The organism is Halopseudomonas oceani (genome assembly GCF_002903165.1).
GTDB classification, from domain to species: domain Bacteria; phylum Pseudomonadota; class Gammaproteobacteria; order Pseudomonadales; family Pseudomonadaceae; genus Halopseudomonas; species Halopseudomonas oceani.
Genome location: NZ_PPSK01000011.1, coordinates 23,382 through 41,536 on the forward strand (window position 1 = coordinate 23,382; position 18,155 = coordinate 41,536).

Below are 18,155 nucleotides of genomic sequence, written 5' to 3' on the forward strand. Positions count from 1 at the left end.
GAAACCCGTGCCCGCCAGCGGCGCGGGCAGGGCTCTTGAGGCTTGCAGCTTGCGGCTGATAGCTATCAGTAGCGATAGCTGTCGGGCTTGAACGGGCCTTCGACGGTGACGCCGATGTAGTCGGCCTGGGTCTTGGTCAGCTGGGTGACGACGCCACCGAAGCCCTTGACCATTTCCAGCGCGACTTCTTCGTCCAGTTTCTTCGGCAGTACTTCCACGGTCAGTGCGGCGGCTTTGCCTTCGGCAGACTGATCGGCGAACTTGCGCTCGAACAGGTGGATCTGGGCCAGCACTTGGTTGGCGAAGGAGCCGTCCATGATGCGCGAGGGGTGGCCGGTGGCGTTACCCAGGTTAACCAAACGGCCTTCGGCCAGCAGGATCAGGTAGTCGTCGTTGGTCGCGTCGACGGTCTTGCCGGTGCGGTGGATCTTGTGCACCTGCGGCTTGACCTCTTCCCAGCCCCAGTTGGCGCGCATGAAGGCGGTGTCGATCTCGTTGTCGAAGTGACCGATGTTGCAGACCACGGCGCGCTTCTTCAGGGCCTTGAGCATGCCGGCGTCACAGACGTTGGCGTTGCCGGTGGTGGTGACGATCAGGTCGATCTTGCCGAGCAGGGCTGCGTCGATGCAGGCGTCGGTGCCGTCGTTCAGGCCGTTGAGGTACGGGGAGACGACTTCGAAACCGTCCATGCAGGCCTGCATGGCGCAGATTGGGTCGATTTCCGAGATCTTGACGATCATGCCTTCCTGACGCAGCGACTGCGCCGAGCCCTTGCCCACGTCACCGTAACCGATGACCAGTGCCTGCTTGCCAGACAGCAGGTGGTCGGTGCCGCGCTTGATGGCATCGTTCAGGCTGTGACGGCAGCCGTACTTGTTGTCGTTCTTGCTCTTGGTGACCGAGTCGTTGACGTTGATTGCCGGGACTTTCAGGGTGCCGGCTTTCAGCATGTCGAGCAGGCGGTGTACGCCGGTGGTGGTTTCTTCGGTGATGCCGTGGATCTTGTCCAGCATCGCCGGGTATTTCTTGTGCAGGATTTCGGTCAGGTCGCCGCCGTCGTCCAGCACCATGTTGGCGTCCCACGGCTGGCCGTCCTTGAGGATGGTCTGCTCGATGCACCATTCGTACTCTTCTTCGGTCTCACCCTTCCAGGCGAATACCGGGATGCCGGCGGCAGCGATGGCGGCGGCGGCCTGATCCTGGGTGGAGAAGATATTGCAGGAAGACCAGCGTACTTCGGCGCCCAGGGCAGTCAGGGTTTCGATCAGCACGGCAGTCTGGATGGTCATGTGGATACAGCCCAGAATCTTCGCGCCCTTGAGCGGCTGCTCGCCGGCGTACTTGCGGCGCAGACCCATCAGCGCCGGCATTTCCGACTCGGCGATGATGATCTCGCGGCGGCCCCAGTCGGCCAGGCTGATGTCGGCGACCTTGTAGTCGGTAACGGCGTTATTGATCACGGCACTCATCTGATTTCTCCATTCGTGGTTGCGAATGGGCGCGGTTAAATGTCGCACGCCCCGGACGAGCCTGGCAGCGGCTGGAGCCGCTGCTGCAGCGCCCCTCGTCCGGGGCTGAAGTTACCCGGTCAGGCTGTTCGCACAAGAACACGCCTTGGCCGGAATCGGTTCAGAGGCGATACTGTCGCCCCTCCTGTATGTCGTCTGGATGAAACATGATCGCTGTTCCATACCGAAAACTCGTTGTCGCTCTGTTGCTCGGCGCGGCCCTGGCTGGCTGCAACAATGAACCCGACCCCAACTCGCACGAAGGCAAGCGCCAGGCGCTGTTCAAGCAGATGCTGCGCCAGACTGAGCCGATGAGCGGCATGCTGACCGGTCGCGTCACCCCCAGCATGGGCGAGTTCATGAACAAGGCTGATACCCTGGCCCAACTCGCCGACCAGCCCTGGGAGCACTTCCCGGTACCGGGCGATGATCCAGAGCCGAACCGCACCAAGGACACCGTCTGGTCCGATCCCGAAGGTTTCGCCCTGGCCATCGATGATTTCAAGGCCAAGGTCGCCGCCCTGCATGCCGTTACCTCTGTTGGCATCAAATCCCTGGACCAGGCAGCCGATCAGCTGAGCGCGGTCCAGCAGTCCTGCAAAAGCTGTCATGACAGCTATCGCCGCTGAGCGGCGATAGCTGTAGCTGCAAGCCTCAAGCCTCAAGCTGCAAGTAAAACCCGCGCGGTTGCGAATCGTGTGGGTTTTCTGTTGGCTGAGGTAGCAACTGGACGTCAGCAGAAACACCTGTGGTCATCGCTCAACCGAACTTGCTTGTAGCTTGTAGCTTGTAGCTACGCCCTCAGGCGTCCGCGCGCAGCGCGTCAGCCTTGTCCGTCTTCTCCCACGGGAAGGCGGTGAAGGTGTCGCCCTTGACCGTCATTTCGAAGGGGTTGCGGCCGAAGTGGCCGTAGGCGGCGGTGGCGCGGTACATCGGGTGCAGCAGGTCGAGCATGCGGGTGATCGCATACGGGCGCAGGTCGAAGTGCTGACGGACCAGCTGGATGATTTTCTCGTCGCTGATCTTGCCGGTGCCGAAGGTGTTGATCGATACCGAGGTCGGCTGCGCCACGCCGATGGCGTAGGACACCTGAATTTCGCACTTGTCGGCCAGGCCGGCAGCCACAATGTTCTTGGCCACGTAACGGCCGGCGTAGGCGGCGCTGCGGTCAACCTTGGACGGATCCTTGCCGGAGAACGCGCCGCCGCCGTGGCGAGCCATGCCGCCGTAGGTGTCGACGATGATCTTGCGACCGGTGAGGCCGCAGTCGCCCACCGGGCCACCGATGACGAACTTGCCGGTCGGGTTGATGTGGTACTGGGTGTCTGCGTGCAGCAGCTCGGCCGGGATCACCTGCTTGACGATCTCTTCCATCACCGCTTCGCGCAGGTCCGCCTGGCTGATGTCCGGGTTGTGCTGGGTCGACAGCACGATGGCGTCGATGCCGGTGACGATGCCGTTCTCGTAGCGGCAGGTAACCTGGGACTTGGCGTCCGGGCGCAACCAGGCAAGGGTGCCGTTTTTGCGGGCTTCGGCCTGACGCTCGACCAGACGGTGAGCGAAGGTGATCGGCGCCGGCATCAGCACGTCGGTTTCGTTGCTGGCGTAGCCGAACATCAGGCCCTGGTCGCCGGCGCCCTGATCTTCCGGCTTTTGACGGTCAACGCCCTGGGCAATGTCTGGCGACTGCTTGCCGATGATGTTGATCACGCCGCAGGTGTCAGCGTCGTAGCCGACCTCGGACGAGGTGTAGCCGATGTCCTTGATGACGCTGCGTACCAGGTCTTCCAGGTCGACCCAGGCGCTGGTGGTGATTTCACCGCCGACGATTGCCACACCGGTCTTGACCATGGTTTCGCAGGCCACGCGGGCGAACTTGTCTTCAGCCAGAATGGCGTCCAGCACCGCATCGGAGATCTGGTCTGCCAGCTTGTCCGGATGGCCTTCGGACACGGATTCAGAGGTAAAAATCGAATAATCGCTCATGGGTCTTTCCTGTCCTCGGGAGAAAGAGAATCGGGTTTGGCCAGCTGCAGCAGTTGCAGCTGAAAGCCGTTACGCAGGCCGATGTACTGGCTGTTGCCCGGACGCAGTCCGGCAGCCTCGGCCCAGCGCGCAATATCGTCCTGATCAAAGCCTAGCCAGAGATCGCCGCAGCTATCGCGTACCCAGCTCTGGTCATGGCTGCACAGTTCGGTCAGCACCAGACTGCCGCCGGGCTTGAGCAGCGCGGCAAAGCGCTTGAGTGCTTCAGCTGGCGCCGGCATGTGGTGCAGCACCATATTGCAGACCACGCAGTCGGCAGCAGGCAATTGCTGGGGCTGCAGGGCATCGGCCAGCAGGCAGTCGACGTTGGTCAGACCTGCTTCATTGCATTGCTGGCGCGCGCGCTCAAGCATGGCGTCGGCGTTATCGAGCGCGACCACGCGCTGGAAGCGGCTGGCCAGGCTCGGCAAGAAGCCGCCTTCGCCCGGACCGATTTCGATGGCCAAGTGCATGGCGGGCAGCGGCAGAGCGTCGATCAGGCTCAGCAGTGGCTCGCGGTAGATGCCGAAGTGGGCAATCAGGTCCTGTTGCGCCGGGGTGCCGTCGGCAAAGCGGGCGAAGAACTGTCGCGACAGCTCGGCGCGCTGGGCATGCACGGCGGCGATGGCCTGTTGCAGCTGGGTGTCGTCTGGCTGGTTGTCGAGTTCGCTCAGCAGCTGGCTGTGCAGGCGATGCCAGGGCTGGTCGCTGACCGGCAGGCTCCGGCGATAGAAGATCGAGTTGCCTTCACGCCGGGTGCTGACCAGGCCCGCGTTGGCCAGCACCTTGAGGTGGTGGCTCATGCCGGATTGGCGCATGTCGAAGATCTGCGCCAACTCCAGCACACCAAAGGAATCGCTGCGCAGCACGCGCAGGATATCCAGCCGCAACGCATCGCCCGCGGCCTTGCAAAAGGCGGCGAGGTCGTCGGTCTGGCTGGGTTTGGCGGCGGGAATGCGCGCAATCTGGTTCATGCGGCGCAGTGTAGTAGCGAACGGCCGGTGTCGCAACAGCTATATCAAAATACTTTGATATAGGTCTGGCCGTTCGTCTGGCAAGAAAGCGATAAGCGCAGCTGAAACGGGGTTTTCGTTGCCGGGGACGGCGGATTGCGCGAAAATGCCCGCCTCTTTTTCCCGGCCAGTCGCTTTGCCGACTGAAAGCCCACGCCTTGCAAGCCACAGGAGTTGTTCATGCCCAGTTGTCGTGACCGTGCCAATGCCATTCGTGCCCTCAGCATGGATGCCGTGCAGAAAGCCAACAGCGGCCACCCCGGTGCGCCCATGGGTATGGCGGATATCGCCGAAGTCCTGTGGCGCGACTATCTGAAGCACAACCCGGCCAACCCGAACTTTGCCGACCGCGACCGCTTTGTGCTGTCCAACGGTCACGGCTCCATGTTGATCTACTCCCTGCTGCACCTGACCGGCTATGACGTCAGTATCGACGACATCAAGAATTTCCGTCAGCTGCACAGCAAAACCCCGGGCCACCCCGAATACGGCTACACCCCGGGCGTTGAAACCACCACCGGCCCGCTGGGTCAGGGCATCGCCAATGCCGTGGGCATGGCGATTGCCGAGAAGGTGCTGGCGGCGCAGTTCAACCGCGAAGGCCATGAGGTGGTTGACCACAACACCTACGTGTTCCTGGGCGACGGCTGCATGATGGAAGGTATCTCCCACGAGGTGTCCTCGCTGGCAGGTACTCTGGGTCTGGGCAAGCTGGTCGCCTTCTACGACGACAACGGCATCTCCATCGACGGTGAAGTGGAAGGCTGGTTCACCGACGACACGCCCAAGCGCTTCGAGGCTTACGGCTGGCAGGTCATCCGCAATGTCGACGGCCACGACGCTGACGAGATCAAGACCGCCATCGAAACCGCCCGCAAGAACACCGAGCAGCCGACGCTGATCTGCTGCAAAACCATCATCGGTTTCGGCTCGCCGAACAAGCAGGGCAAGGAAGAATGCCACGGCGCCGCACTGGGCGAGGCGGAAATCGCCGCTACGCGTGAAGCGCTGAACTGGCCGCACGCCGCCTTTGAAATTCCGGCAGACATCAAAGCCGAGTGGGATGCCCACGAAGCCGGTGCCAAGGCTGAAGCCGCCTGGAATGACAAGTTCGCCGCCTATCAGGCTGCCTTCCCGGAACTGGCTGCTGAGCTGCAGCGCCGTCTGGCAGGTGACCTGCCGGCTGACTTCAGCGAAAAGGCTGATGCCTACATCGCCGAAGTCGTTGCCAAGGGCGAGACCATCGCCAGCCGCAAGGCCAGCCAGAACACCCTGAACGCCTTTGGCCCGCTGCTGCCGGAAATGCTCGGCGGCTCCGCTGACCTGGCCGGTTCCAACCTGACCCTGTGGAAGGGCTGCAAAGGCGTCGAGTCTGCAGACGCCTCCGGTAACTACCTGTTCTACGGCGTGCGTGAATTCGGCATGACCGCGATCATGAACGGTATCGCCCTGCACGGCGGCTTTGTGCCCTACGGCGCGACCTTCCTGATCTTTATGGAATACGCTCGCAACGCGGTGCGCATGTCGGCACTGATGAAGCAGCGCGTGATCCACGTCTACACCCACGACTCCATTGGTCTGGGCGAAGACGGCCCGACTCACCAGCCGATCGAGCAGCTGGCCAGCCTGCGTGGCACACCGAATCTTGACACCTGGCGCCCGGCTGACGCGGTTGAATCGGCGATTGCCTGGAAGTACGCGCTGGAGCGTGCCGACGGCCCGAGTGCGCTGGTCTTCTCGCGTCAGAACCTGCCGCACCAGAGCCGCGATGCTGAGCAACTGGCCAACGTCGCCCGTGGTGGTTACGTACTGAAGGACTGTGACGGCGAGCCCGAGCTGATCCTGATTGCCACCGGCTCCGAAGTTGGTCTGGCGGTTAACGCCTGGACTGCGCTGAACGAGCAGGGCCACAAGGTGCGCGTGGTGTCCATGCCGTCTACCAGCGTGTTCGACCAGCAAGACGCTGCCTACAAGCAGTCGGTGCTGCCGCTGGAAGTCGGTGCGCGCATTGCCATCGAAGCCTCCCACGCCGACTTCTGGTACAAGTACGTCGGCCTCGACGGCCGCATCATCGGCATGCAGAGCTTCGGCGAATCCGCTCCGGCTGCCGCGCTGTTCGAGGAGTTCGGTTTCACCCTCGATAACGTGCTGGCAGCGGCTGAAGAGCTGTTGGAAGACTAAACCAGCGGCAAGCCTCAAGCCTCAAGCTACAAGCGGCACTTCGCCTGCTTGCAGCTTGCAGCTTGCAGCTTGCAGCCAGGCGGAGCCTGCTGTTATGTCCCACCCACGTCCCTATAAAATTGCTCTGAACGGCTATGGTCGGATCGGTCGCTGCGTGCTGCGCGCGCTGCACGAGCGAGGGGACTTGGCGGTGCAGGTGGTGGCGCTGAACGATCTGGCCGACCGCGACAGCATTGAATACCTGACCCGCTTCGACTCCACCCACGGTCGCTTTCCGGGCGAGGTGCGAGTCAGCGGTGACTGCTTGCAGATCAATGGGCAGGCGATTCAGGTGCTGCGCGAGGCGGAACCGGAAGGGGTTGACTGGCGCGGGCTGGATATCGATCTGCTGCTGGAGTGTTCCGGCCAGTACACCACCCGTGAACAGGGGCTGCGCTTTGTTCACGCCGGGGTGCCGCGGGTGCTGTTTTCGCAGCCGATGGCAAGCGAAGAGGCGGTCGATGCAACGCTGGTGTATGGCGTTAACCAAGATAGCCTGCCGAGCGACGCCCGTCTGGTGTCCAACGCCTCCTGCACCACCAATTGCAGCGTGCCGCTGCTCAAGTTGCTGAACGAAGTGATCGGGCTGGAGTACGTTTCCATCACCACCATTCATTCGGCAATGAACGATCAGCCGGTGATCGACGCATACCATCACGCTGACCTGCGCCGCACCCGTTCGGCATTCCAGTCGGTGATTCCGGTTTCCACTGGTTTGGCACGCGGCATCGAGCGGCTGCTGCCGGAGCTGGCCGGGCGCATTCAGGCCAAGGCCATCCGGGTACCGACGGTGAATGTGTCGGCGCTGGATATCACCCTGCAGACTGCGCGCGACACCAGTGCCGATGAGGTCAACGCGTTGCTGCGGGCCGCCGCTGAGGGCGATTACAAAGGCTTGCTCGATTACACCGAGCTGCCCCACGCCAGCTGTGATTTCAACCACGACCCGCATTCGGCGATTGTCGACGGCAGCCAGACCCGGGTATCCGGTCCGCGGCTGGTGAATCTGCTGGTCTGGTTTGATAACGAATGGGGCTTTGCCAACCGCATGCTGGATGTTGCCCAGTACTGGCTGGCGCAAACCACCGATTGACTTGAGCGCGGCCACGGGCGGCGCCACTGATTAACCCTTATTGAACGAAGGAGCGGGCTATGACCGTACTGACCATGAATGAGCTGGACCTGAACGGCCAGCGTGTACTGATTCGTGAAGACCTCAACGTGCCAGTTAAGAACGGCAAGGTCGCCAGCGACGCGCGTATCGTTGCCTCCCTGCCTACCATCAAGCTGGCGCTGGAAAAGGGCGCCGCGGTCATGGTTTGCTCACACCTGGGTCGTCCGGAAGAGGGCGTGTTCAGTGAAGAGAACAGCCTGGCACCGGTCGCCGCTTACCTGAGCGAAGCGCTGGGCCGTGAAGTGCCGCTGGTGCGTGACTATCTTGGTGGTGTCGAGGTCAAGCCGGGCGAGCTGGTGCTGCTGGAAAACGTCCGCTTCAACAAGGGCGAGAAGAAGAACACCGACGAACTGGCTCAGCAGTACGCGGCGCTGTGCGACGTGTTCGTGATGGACGCCTTTGGTACTGCCCACCGCGCCCAGGGTTCCACCCACGGTGTTGCCAAGTTTGCCAAGATCGCCTGTGCTGGCCCGCTGCTGGCTGCTGAGTTGGACGCGCTGGCCAAGGCGCTGGACAAGCCGGCCCGCCCGATGGTGGCGATTGTTGCCGGCTCCAAGGTCTCGACCAAACTGGACGTACTGACCGCGCTGTCGGACAAGTGCGACCAGCTGATCGTCGGCGGCGGCATTGCCAACACCTTCCTGGCTGCAGCCGGTTACAAGGTTGGCAAGTCGCTGTATGAGGCCGATCTGGTCGATACCGCCAAAGCCATTGCCGCCAAGGTCAGCGTGCCGCTGCCGGTCGACGTGGTGGTGGCCAAGGAATTTGCCGAGTCCGCCACTGCCACTGTCAAGGCCGTCGCTGACGTGGCTGACGACGACATGATTCTCGACATCGGTCCGCAGACTGCAGCGCAGTTTGGCGAGATGCTCAAAGCCTCCGGCACCATCCTCTGGAACGGCCCGGTTGGCGTATTCGAGTTCGACCAGTTCGGCGAAGGCACCAAGGCGCTGGCGCACGCCATCGCTGCCAGTGAGGGCTTCTCGATTGCCGGTGGTGGTGACACCCTGGCTGCCATCGACAAGTACGGTGTTGCCGAGCAGATTTCCTATATCTCCACCGGTGGTGGCGCCTTCCTCGAGTTCGTCGAGGGCAAGGTACTGCCGGCTGTCGAGATTCTGGAGCAGCGTGCGCGCTAAGCGCAGCTGCAAGCCTCAAGCTGCAAGCGGCAAGGGGTGACCAGCCTCAGGTCAGGCGGGTAGACTGTCGGGATCGCCCGGACAGCTTGCCGCTTGGGGCTTGTCGCTTGCCGCAACGACTTTTTTAACGGAGAGATTGATTATGGCTCTTATCAGCCTGCGCCAGATGCTCGACCACGCCGCCGAATACGGTTACGGCGTGCCCGCTTTCAACGTCAACAACCTGGAGCAGATGCGCGCCATTATGGAAGCGGCCGACAAGACCGATTCCCCGGTGATCGTGCAGGCCTCTGCCGGTGCCCGCAAGTACGCTGGTGCGCCCTTCCTGCGTCATCTGATTCTGGCCGCGATCGAAGAGTTTCCTCACATTCCGGTGTGCATGCACCAGGATCACGGTACCAGCCCTGACGTGTGCCAGCGCTCGATCCAGCTGGGTTTCAGCTCGGTGATGATGGACGGCTCGTTGAAGGAAGACGGCAAGACCCCGGCCGACTACGACTACAACGTCCGCGTGACCCAGCAGACTGTGGCGTTCGCCCACGCCTGCGGTGTGTCTGTAGAAGGCGAACTGGGCTGCCTGGGCAGCCTGGAAACGGGTATGGCGGGTGAAGAAGACGGCGTTGGCGCCGAAGGCGTGCTGGACCACAGCCAGCTGCTGACCGATCCGGAAGAAGCCGCGGCCTTCGTCAAGGCCACTCAGGTTGATGCTCTGGCGATTGCCATCGGCACCAGCCACGGCGCCTACAAGTTCACCAAGCCGCCGACGGGCGATGTGCTGTCAATCGAGCGCATCAAGGAAATCCACAAGCGCATCCCCAACACCCACCTGGTAATGCACGGTTCCTCCTCGGTTCCGCAGGAGTGGCTGAAGGTGATCAACGAGTTCGGCGGCGACATCAAGGAAACCTATGGCGTGCCGGTCGAAGAGATCGTTGAGGGCATCAAGCACGGCGTGCGCAAGGTCAACATCGATACCGACCTGCGTCTGGCGTCCACCGGTGCCATGCGCCGCATGATGGCCGAGCACCCGAGCGAGTTCGACCCGCGCAAGTTCTTCGCCAAGACCATCGACGCCATGCGCGACATCTGTATCGCCCGCTACGAAGCCTTCGGCACCGCCGGCAATGCCTCGAAGATCAAGCCGATCTCCCTGGAAGGCATGTTCCAGCGTTACGCCAGCGGCGAGCTGGAAGCCAAGGTTAACTGAGCACTGAAGGGGCGGCGCAAGCCGCCCTTTTTGCAGCAGGACAGAGATATGAGCAATCAGGACGAACAGGACGACGAGTCCTTCGCCGAGGCCCGCCTGATCGAAGCGATCGAGAATCAGCTGGCTGCCGGTGAGCCACCTGCTGCGCAGGCGACCATGAACAAGCTGACGCTGGTTGGCTATGCGCGCGAGGATATTCTCGACTTGATGGCGCAGGTTCTGGCCCACAGCATCAATCAGATGCTGGAGCAGGACAGTGCTTTTGATACACCCGCCTACGAGCAGGCATTGCGCAATCTGCCGACCTTGCCCGATGGAACTGACGCGAGCTAAGCGCTCGCACTGCGTAACAGGATAACGACAATGAAATTGATGACCGTGCTGCGGATCGTCTTCCTCTATCTGCTGGCTGTGCTGGTGGCGACCCTGCTGGGCTCCCTGGTACAGACTCAGTTCAATCTGGCTGCGCTGCAGGCCATGGATGTGCCGGTTGATCTGGCCACCCGCATGCAGACCAGCCTGCAGGACCTGCTGTCCTTCACCCCGATTTTCGTCATCATGGTAGCGGCCACCCTGCTGCTGGCGCTGCCGCTGGCCGAGGCGCTCGGCCGCATCTTCAAGCCCTGGCGCTGGCTGCTGTATTTCCTCGCCGGTTTCGTCGGTATCTGGGCGGCCTTCAGTCTGGCCAATACCCTGCTGCCGATGCCGACCTTTATCGCCGCGACCCGTGAAGCGCCCGGTTTGCTGAGCATGATGGCCGCTGTTGGTCTGGGTTCGGCGCTGTTCGGCCGTTTGACAAAACCCAAGGCGCGGCGCGGATTGCGCGTGCTCGGTTGAGTCTGCAAGGAGACAGTTTATGAAAAGACGTACTCTGATTGGCGCCGCTCTGGCGCTCTCTACCGGCTTCGCCAGCGCAGCGGATTACCGCATCGAGACCGTGGCCGACGGCTTGGCCAACCCGTGGTCGCTGGCGTTTCTGCCCGACGGCGGCATGCTGGTGACCGAGCGAGCCGGGCGCCTGCGCCTGATCGATGCTGATGGCGCGCTGCGCGCCGAGCCGGTTGCCGGTGTGCCCGAGGCCTTCGTCAACAGTCAGGCAGGCCTGATGGAGGTGGCGCTGGCACCTGATTTCGCTGAATCTGGCGAGCTGTTCCTCAGCTACAGCTGCGGCACGCTGGAAGCCAACCACACTTGCCTGGCGGCGGCGACCTTTAATGGCACGGCGCTGGAAAATGCCCACGAGATCTTCCGCGTGCAGCCAGCCAAACGGGGCAGCGCGCACTATGGTGGGCGCATCGCTTTTCTGCCAGACAATACCCTGCTGCTGACGCTTGGGGATGGCTTTGATTACCGCGAGCAGGCGCAGAACACCGGTAACCATCTGGGCAGCATCGTGCGCCTCAATCGCGATGGCTCGGCGCCGGCTGACAATCCCTTTGTGGCGCAGCAGGGCGCGTTGCCTGAGCTGTACAGCATCGGCCACCGCAATGTGCAGGGGATCGTGGTGGACGGCGAAGGTCGAGTGTTCAGCCACGAACACGGCCCGCGCGGTGGCGACGAGCTGAATCTGATTCAGGCTGGACATAACTACGGCTGGCCGAAGATCACCTACGGTGTCGATTACAACGGCGCGCAGATTTCGCCCTACACCGAATTGCCGGGGCTTGAGCAGCCGCTGACCTACTGGGTACCGTCAATTGCGCCCTCCGGTATGGCGCTGTATCAGGGGGATCTTTTCCCTGAATGGCAGGGCAACTTGCTGATCTCTGCCCTGGCGGGCAAGGAAGTCCGTCGAGTGGTGCTGGATGGCGAAAAGGTCAGCACTCAGGAGTCGCTGTTTACCGAGCTGGGTCAGCGCTTTCGTGATGTGCGCAGCGGCCCGGATGGGGCCGTCTATCTGTTGACCGACAGCCCGGCTGGCAAGGTGCTGCGGGTACTGCCGGCCAACTGAAGCTGCTAGCTGGTTGCCTGGCTGCGTTGCCGGTAGGCGCGCGGCGGGCAGCCCAGCCAACGCCGGAAGGTGCGGCTGAAATTGCTGGTGTCCTGATAGCCGAGTCGCTCGGCAATCAACTCCACGCTCAACTCCGTATGCTCAAGCAGCCAGCACGCCTGATCGCTGCGAACCTCGTCCAGTAATTGCTGAAAGCGCACGCCTTCGTTGCCCAGGTGGCGAATCAGTGTGCGCGGGGTCATGTGCTCCAGCTCCGCCATTTGTGCCAAGGTGGGGTAGCGGTACTCACAGCTCAACAGACGTTTCTTGATCCGCTCACTCAGGTCGCCACCACGGCGCTGGTGCTGCAGCTGGTGCTCGCAATCGCGCAGAGCCTGGCGGTGTACGTCCGGATCGGCGCCCAGGCATGCCTGTTCAAACAATCCTGCTGGCAAGTGCAAGCGCAGTGCATCGCTTCCGAATATCCATCTTCCGACATAACCGGCGACCTGATCTGTCCAGTCCGGCCGCGGCAGCGGCCACTCGAGGGTGACCTCCTGCTGCAGCGGCTGGCCGCTGACGGTCTCCAGCAGGCGCAACATGGCATTGGTGAAATGGCCGAGCACGTATTCGCGTAGCCGCAGCGGCATTTGCTCTTCGTCCAGCCGCAGAACGGGTGGCTCATGCTGCTCGATAACAAAATGGCCAAGGTGCTGGCGCAGGGTGGAGTACTGCTCAATGACCTCGACCGCGGCACCGATAGTCGGGGCGGTGACTGCGGCGTATCCACCGGGTCCGTGCGCCGAGACATCGGTGTGCATGCCAACGGCAAAGCCGAGACCGGGGTGGCCGGTCAGAGCGATGGCGCTGTCGAGTAGCTTGCTGAGCGTTTCCAGGCTGAGGAACTGGTTATCCTGTTGCAACGCATCCCAGTCGACGTCGCTGGCGGCGCGGATGGCATCAGCGGTGAAACCGAGGCGTCGGAGCTCTGCGTGTACCAGGCGCGTATAGACAGGGTGTGCAGCTGGACTCAGCCAGGACTGGTCGGGGGGCATGGTCGGCCTTGCTGTTATTGTTGGTTGAGGGGACGCGTCCACTGCCTGTCACAATATGACGGTTTATTGCCGCTTGCAACGGGTGGAGCTCTGCGGCTGCAAGCGCATGATGCGATCAGGCACTTATTGCTTGCGGGCGTACGAGCTGCAGGCAGTGCGTGTGCTGTATCCCTGAAAACACAACAAGAAGAGGGTGAAGGCATGACTTCTACCGCTGCAGCTCCGAGTGGCCTGGCTGGCTATGTCGACCGCAAGCGCCGGCTCTGGCTGTTCTCTCTGGGTGTCCCCATGCTGGCGCTGGTTGGGCCGCTACTTTATGTGCTGGTCTCGCCGCAGGTCATCTGGCTGTGGATTTCGACCATCTTTGCTTATGTCGTCATTCCGGCGCTGGACGGCGTGCTTGGCGAGGATCTGAGCAATCCGCCGGAAGAGGCGGTGCCTGCGCTGGAAGCTGACCCCTATTACCGTTACGTGACCTATGCGCTGGTGCCGATTCTCTGGATCAGCTTTTTGGTCAATATCATTTTCCTCGGTTATCACGATCTGCCCTGGTACGGCACCCTGGCGGTGATTATTTCGACCGGCGGCAGTCTGGGCTTCGGGCTTAACTTGGGCCATGAAATGGGCCACAAGAAGATCGAGCTGGAACGCTGGCTGGCCAAGATTACCCTTGCCCTGGGCTTTTACGGACACTTCTTCGTCGAGCACAACCGTGGCCATCACCGTGACGTGGCGACGCCGGAAGATCCTGCCTCCTCCCGGATGGGGGAGAGCATTTACCGGTTCGTGTTCAGAGAAATGCCCGGTGCCTTTTTTCGTGCCTGGGATCTGGAGGCACAGCGGCTGGAGCGCTGCGGCAAGTCAGTCTGGAGTCTTGAAAACGAGGTGCTGCAACCGGCGCTGATCAGTGCGGTGCTGTATGGCGGCCTGATTGCCTGGCTGGGCATCGAGATCCTGCCGGTGATGATGCTGATTGCTTTCTGGGGGGCGTTCCAATTAACCCTGGCCAATTACATCGAGCATTACGGCCTGCTGCGGCGCAAGGAGCCAAGTGGGCGTTACGAGCGCTGCCAGCCGCACCATTCCTGGAACAGCAATCACCTGTTCTCCAACTGGGCACTGTTTCACCTGCAGCGTCACTCCGATCACCATGCTCATCCGACCCGACGCTATCAGTCGCTGCGCGACTTCCCGGACCTGCCGCGGCTGCCAAGCGGGTACTTCGGCATGTATCTGCTTACCTACTTCCCGCCGCTGTGGTTCAAGGTGATGGACAAGCGCCTGCTGGATGCGGTTGGGCATGACCCGTCGCGGATCAACTTTCTGCCGGCCAAGCGCGAGATGCTGATACGTCGTTACGGACTGGACAATGGCGCAGCGCCGGAGGGTGCGGAGGTGGCCGCATGAGTCGCTATCAGTGCCCGGAATGTGGTTACGAGTATGACGAGGCGGCTGGTGATCCCCATCAAGGCTACCCGGCCGGCACCCGCTGGGAGGCGTTGCCGGACAGTTTTACCTGTCCGGATTGTGCGGTGCGTTACAAGGAAGACTTCAAGCCCGTTGAAGACTGACGCCGTGGCCGCTCACAGCGGCCATACCCACAGCAACATGGGAATGCCGATGGCGACCACCAGCAGTTCCATTGGCAGGCCCAGCCGCCAGTAATCGCCAAAGCGGAATCCGCCCGGGCCCAGGATCAGTGTGTTGTTTTGATGGCCAATCGGCGTCAGGAAGGCGCAGGAGGCGCCGATGGCGACGGCCATCAGAAAACTGTCCGGATTGACGCCCAGCTGACTGGCGATGCTCAGTGCAATCGGGCACATCACGGCGGCGGTCGCGGCGTTGTTCATGAAGTCGGACAGCGTCATGGTGACCACCAGCATCAGGGTCAGGGCGATCACCGGGTTGCCCTGGGCCACATGCTCCAGCAGCGTACGTGCCAATACGTCGGCGGCGCCGGTGTCGGCCATGGCTGCGGCCAGCGGCATCAGCGCACCAAGCAGTACGATGATGGGCCAGTCGATCGCCTCGTAGATGCGCCGCAGCGGAATGACGCGAGTCAGCATGTAGCCCAGTACCCCGGCGGTAAATGATACCGCCGCGGGCAGCACGCCGAAGGCAGCGAGGGCCACGGCGCCAATCATGATCGCGACTGCGGTGATCGCCCGGCGACGGTCCGGTATCAGGATCGAGCGGGCGGCCAGTGGCACGCACCCGTATTCAGTAGCAAAGCCGGCGATGGCTTCAGCGTCGCCCTGCATTAGCAGCACGTCGCCGGCCTCAATTTCAGTCCAGCGCAGCCGGCGAATGGAGCGGTGGCCCTGGCGCGAGATGGCCAGGAGGTTGATACCGAAACGGGTGCGCAGGGCAATGTCCGATGCACTGCGGCCGAGAATGGCAGCGCCGGGCTGGACAACCAGTTCCTGCAGGGCTATATCGTCGCTGTGACGGGCCGCCGGCTTTTCCTGCTCTTTTTCTTTTTCCGGGTTGGCTGCCGCAGCGGTATCTGTGCTGGCGTCTGCTTCGGACGCGTCTGCGTCGTCCTTGCTGTCCCTGTCCGGCTCGACCGCTTCTTCCAGTTTTAGCCCCAGACGGGTCAGTGAGGTCCCCAACGCGTCCGGTTCTGCCTCGATGACCAAAATATCGCCTGCATGTAGCCTGCGGCTGGGCAGCGGTGCGACGACGCGAAAGTCGTTGCGTACCATGCCGACGATCTGTGCATCGCTGTCTTCCAGCATCTGCTCGACTTCGCGCAGTCGTTTGCCGTCGGCCTTGCTGTCGGCATCAATGTGTACTTCTGTCAGGTAGGTGCCGGTATCGAAGTTGCTGGCGTCCGACTGGGGGCGGTGGGGCACCAGCCAGCGGCCGGCAATAACCGCCAGCAAAACGCCGCCGGCGGCGATGCCGAGACCGACCGGGGTGAAGTCAAACATGCCGTAGGCGCCCAGTTCGGTCTGCGCGCGGAAGCCGGACACGATCAGGTTGGGCGGCGTGCCGATCAGTGTGGTCATGCCGCCAAGAATGGTGCCGAAGGCCAGCGGCATCAGCACCTTGCCGGGCGGGATATCGTTGCGACTGGCGAGTTGCAGTGCAATCGGCATCAGCAGCGCCATGGCCCCGACGTTGTTCATGAAGGCGGAGAGCGTTGCGCCCAGCAGGGTCAGTACGCCGAGACCAAGCAGGATGCCGCCGCGCTGGGGTAGCGCTCGCTGTGCCAGCGCTTCGACCGCACCGGTGGTCTGCAGCCCCTTGCTGAGGATCAGTACCGCGGCCACGGTGATGACCGCCGGGTGACCGAAGCCGGCGAAGGCCTCCGCGGTCGGGGTCAGGCCACACACCACGCAGGCCATCAGCGCCGCCAGCGCGACCACGTCATGACGCCAGCGGCCCCAGAGGAACAGCCCGACGGTACAGGCAAGAATCAGCAGAATCAGTTGCTGGCTGGCGTCCATGCGTGGGCAGGCCTCCCGGGTTGGTTATTCAGATCAGTCGTACCTTGAAGCGGCGACCCTTGATCTTGCCCTCTTCCAGGGGCTGCAGCGCCAGTTTGGCCTGATCACGGCGGATGGCGACGAGGGCCTGGTAGTCGCTGATACTGATCTTGCCGATTGCGTCACCGCTTAGGCCCGCCTCGCCGGTCAGGGCGCCGAGCAGGTCGCCGGGGCGCAGCTTGTCCTTGCGGCCGCCGGCGACTGCCAGTGTGCGCATGGGGGCAATCAGCGGCCGGTCCGGGCGCTCCGGCAGGCGTTCGATATCCTGCCAGTTCAGCTCGCCGTAGGCTTCTTCGATCGGGCGCAGGCGCTTGAGTTCGCGCGGGGCGACCAGACTCAGCGCCAGGCCGGGCTGGCCAGCGCGGCCGCTGCGGCCTATGCGGTGGACGTGGGCCGCCGGGTCGGCAGCCAGCTCGACGTTGATGACTGCCGCGACGCCGGCGATGTCGATACCGCGGGCGGCGACGTCGGTGGCAGTCAGCACGCTGCAGCTCTGGTTGGCGAACAGCGCCAGTACCTGGTCGCGCTCGCGCTGTTCCATGTCACCGTGCAGCGCCTGCGCGCTGATACCTTCCTTGTTCAGATAGTCGGCCAGCTCCTGGCACTGCTGGCGGGTATGGCAGAAGGCAATGCAGGGTTGCGGACGGTTGGCTGCGAGCAGGCGCAGTACGGCGGCAAAGCGTTGCTCTGGCAGGATCTCGTAGAAGCGTTGCTCAATCGGGTTTTCCGGCCCGGACTGTTCAATCCGCACCTGCGCCGGATTACGCTGAAATTCGCCAGTTAGCTGTTCCAGACTTTCAGGATAAGTGGCCGAAAACAGCAGGGTCTGGCGGCGGCTCGGGGTCTGCTGGATGATCTCGCGGATGGCGTCGACAAAGCCCATGTCGAGCATGCGGTCGGCTTCATCGAGCACCAGGCAGTTCAGCTTTTCGAGGTTCAGCGTGCCGCGCTTGAGGTGGTCCTGTACGCGTCCGGGCGTACCGACGATGACGTGAGCACCCTGTTCGAGTGAGGCAGCCTGCGGGCCGAAGGGGACACCACCGCTGAGAGTCACGATCTTGATATTGCCCATCCCGCGGGCTAGCTTGCGCAGCTCATCGGTGATCTGGCCCGCCAGTTCACGGGTCGGGCTGAGTACCAGTGCCTGACACCCGAAAAAGCGCGGGTTCAGCGGTGTCAGCAAGCCGATGCCGAACGCAGCAGTTTTGCCGCTGCCGGTGGGCGACTGGGCGATCAGGTCCTGACCGGCCAGAATCGGTGGCAGTGCCTGTGCCTGAATCGGCGTCATGCGTTGATAGCCAAGCTGGGTAAGCGTTGCCAGCATGCTTTGCGGCAGTGGCAGGGTATTGAACTGATCGGAAGTCACGGCAGGCGCCCTTAGGACCGGGCGCTG

The 18,155-nt window shown here is 62.6% G+C and carries 16 protein-coding genes and 1 riboswitch; of the genes, 10 read left to right on the forward strand and 6 right to left on the reverse strand.

Annotated elements, in window-relative coordinates; all coding sequences use genetic code 11:
* Positions 1 to 65: 65 nt before the first annotated feature.
* On the reverse strand, positions 66 to 1,469 hold the full coding sequence (gene ahcY, locus C1949_RS12085; RefSeq protein WP_104738732.1) for an adenosylhomocysteinase: 1,404 nt from the start codon (positions 1,467 to 1,469) through the stop codon (positions 66 to 68).
* Positions 1,470 to 1,489: 20 nt separating this feature from the next.
* A riboswitch (S-adenosyl-L-homocysteine riboswitch) is annotated at positions 1,490 to 1,572 on the reverse strand.
* A 103-nt stretch (positions 1,573 to 1,675) separates the two neighbouring features.
* On the opposite strand from ahcY, the gene C1949_RS12090 reads away from it, so the two are divergent.
* Positions 1,676 to 2,137 (forward strand): c-type cytochrome, encoded by a 462-nt coding sequence (locus C1949_RS12090; RefSeq protein ID WP_104738733.1) that lies wholly within the window; start codon positions 1,676 to 1,678, stop codon positions 2,135 to 2,137.
* A gap of 172 nt (positions 2,138 to 2,309) precedes the next feature.
* Here C1949_RS12090 and metK read toward each other — a convergent pair whose 3' ends face one another.
* Positions 2,310 to 3,494 (reverse strand): methionine adenosyltransferase, encoded by a 1,185-nt coding sequence (gene metK, locus C1949_RS12095; protein WP_083725734.1) that lies wholly within the window; start codon positions 3,492 to 3,494, stop codon positions 2,310 to 2,312.
* Complete coding sequence (locus C1949_RS12100) at positions 3,491 to 4,507, reverse strand: ArsR/SmtB family transcription factor (protein ID WP_104738734.1); 1,017 nt, start codon at positions 4,505 to 4,507, stop codon at positions 3,491 to 3,493. Before C1949_RS12100 ends, metK begins: the two co-directional genes overlap by 4 nt.
* Before the next feature lie 219 nt (positions 4,508 to 4,726).
* On the opposite strand from C1949_RS12100, the gene tkt reads away from it, so the two are divergent.
* The 7 genes from tkt to C1949_RS12135 all read left to right on the forward strand — a co-directional run bounded on the left by tkt (position 4,727) and on the right by C1949_RS12135 (position 12,237).
* Positions 4,727 to 6,727, forward strand: coding sequence for a transketolase (gene tkt / locus C1949_RS12105; protein WP_104738735.1), 2,001 nt, complete (start codon positions 4,727 to 4,729; stop codon positions 6,725 to 6,727).
* Positions 6,728 to 6,821: 94 nt separating this feature from the next.
* The gene (epd, locus tag C1949_RS12110) at positions 6,822 to 7,859 is read left to right on the forward strand and encodes an erythrose-4-phosphate dehydrogenase (RefSeq protein ID WP_104738736.1); all 1,038 of its coding nucleotides are present in this window, start codon (positions 6,822 to 6,824) and stop codon (positions 7,857 to 7,859) included.
* A 59-nt stretch (positions 7,860 to 7,918) separates the two neighbouring features.
* Positions 7,919 to 9,079, forward strand: coding sequence for a phosphoglycerate kinase (locus C1949_RS12115; protein WP_104738737.1), 1,161 nt, complete (start codon positions 7,919 to 7,921; stop codon positions 9,077 to 9,079).
* A 142-nt stretch (positions 9,080 to 9,221) separates the two neighbouring features.
* Positions 9,222 to 10,286, forward strand: a complete 1,065-nt coding sequence (fba, locus tag C1949_RS12120) for a class II fructose-bisphosphate aldolase (RefSeq protein ID WP_088274425.1) — start codon at positions 9,222 to 9,224, stop codon at positions 10,284 to 10,286.
* Positions 10,287 to 10,334: 48 nt separating this feature from the next.
* Positions 10,335 to 10,619, forward strand: a complete 285-nt coding sequence (locus C1949_RS12125; protein WP_104738738.1) for a hypothetical protein — start codon at positions 10,335 to 10,337, stop codon at positions 10,617 to 10,619.
* A gap of 30 nt (positions 10,620 to 10,649) precedes the next feature.
* A complete protein-coding gene (locus C1949_RS12130) occupies positions 10,650 to 11,123 on the forward strand; it encodes a hypothetical protein (protein ID WP_104738739.1) in 474 nt (157 codons plus the stop codon).
* 19 nt (positions 11,124 to 11,142) lie between these two features.
* Positions 11,143 to 12,237, forward strand: a complete 1,095-nt coding sequence (locus tag C1949_RS12135; protein WP_104738740.1) for a PQQ-dependent sugar dehydrogenase — start codon at positions 11,143 to 11,145, stop codon at positions 12,235 to 12,237.
* A 5-nt stretch (positions 12,238 to 12,242) separates the two neighbouring features.
* Here C1949_RS12135 and C1949_RS12140 read toward each other — a convergent pair whose 3' ends face one another.
* On the reverse strand, positions 12,243 to 13,271 hold the full coding sequence (locus C1949_RS12140) for a helix-turn-helix domain-containing protein (RefSeq protein WP_104738741.1): 1,029 nt from the start codon (positions 13,269 to 13,271) through the stop codon (positions 12,243 to 12,245).
* A 201-nt stretch (positions 13,272 to 13,472) separates the two neighbouring features.
* On the opposite strand from C1949_RS12140, the gene C1949_RS12145 reads away from it, so the two are divergent.
* Together C1949_RS12145 and C1949_RS12150 are read left to right on the forward strand one after the other, a co-directional pair.
* Positions 13,473 to 14,678: an alkane 1-monooxygenase gene (locus C1949_RS12145; RefSeq protein ID WP_104738742.1), complete on the forward strand. Its 1,206-nt coding sequence runs from the start codon at positions 13,473 to 13,475 to the stop codon at positions 14,676 to 14,678.
* Positions 14,675 to 14,842: a rubredoxin gene (locus tag C1949_RS12150; protein WP_104738743.1), complete on the forward strand. Its 168-nt coding sequence runs from the start codon at positions 14,675 to 14,677 to the stop codon at positions 14,840 to 14,842. The genes C1949_RS12145 and C1949_RS12150 overlap by 4 nt, the downstream gene beginning before the upstream one ends.
* A 12-nt stretch (positions 14,843 to 14,854) precedes the next feature.
* Here the strand turns inward: C1949_RS12150 and C1949_RS12155 are convergent, their stop codons facing one another.
* Both C1949_RS12155 and dbpA read right to left on the reverse strand, forming a co-directional pair.
* Positions 14,855 to 16,723, reverse strand: a complete 1,869-nt coding sequence (locus C1949_RS12155) for an SLC13 family permease (RefSeq protein WP_104738744.1) — start codon at positions 16,721 to 16,723, stop codon at positions 14,855 to 14,857.
* A 28-nt stretch (positions 16,724 to 16,751) separates the two neighbouring features.
* Positions 16,752 to 18,128 carry an ATP-dependent RNA helicase DbpA gene (gene dbpA, locus C1949_RS12160; protein ID WP_104738745.1) on the reverse strand — a complete coding sequence of 459 codons (1,377 nt, stop codon included), beginning with the start codon at positions 18,126 to 18,128 and terminating at the stop codon, positions 16,752 to 16,754.
* Positions 18,129 to 18,155 lie beyond the last annotated feature (27 nt).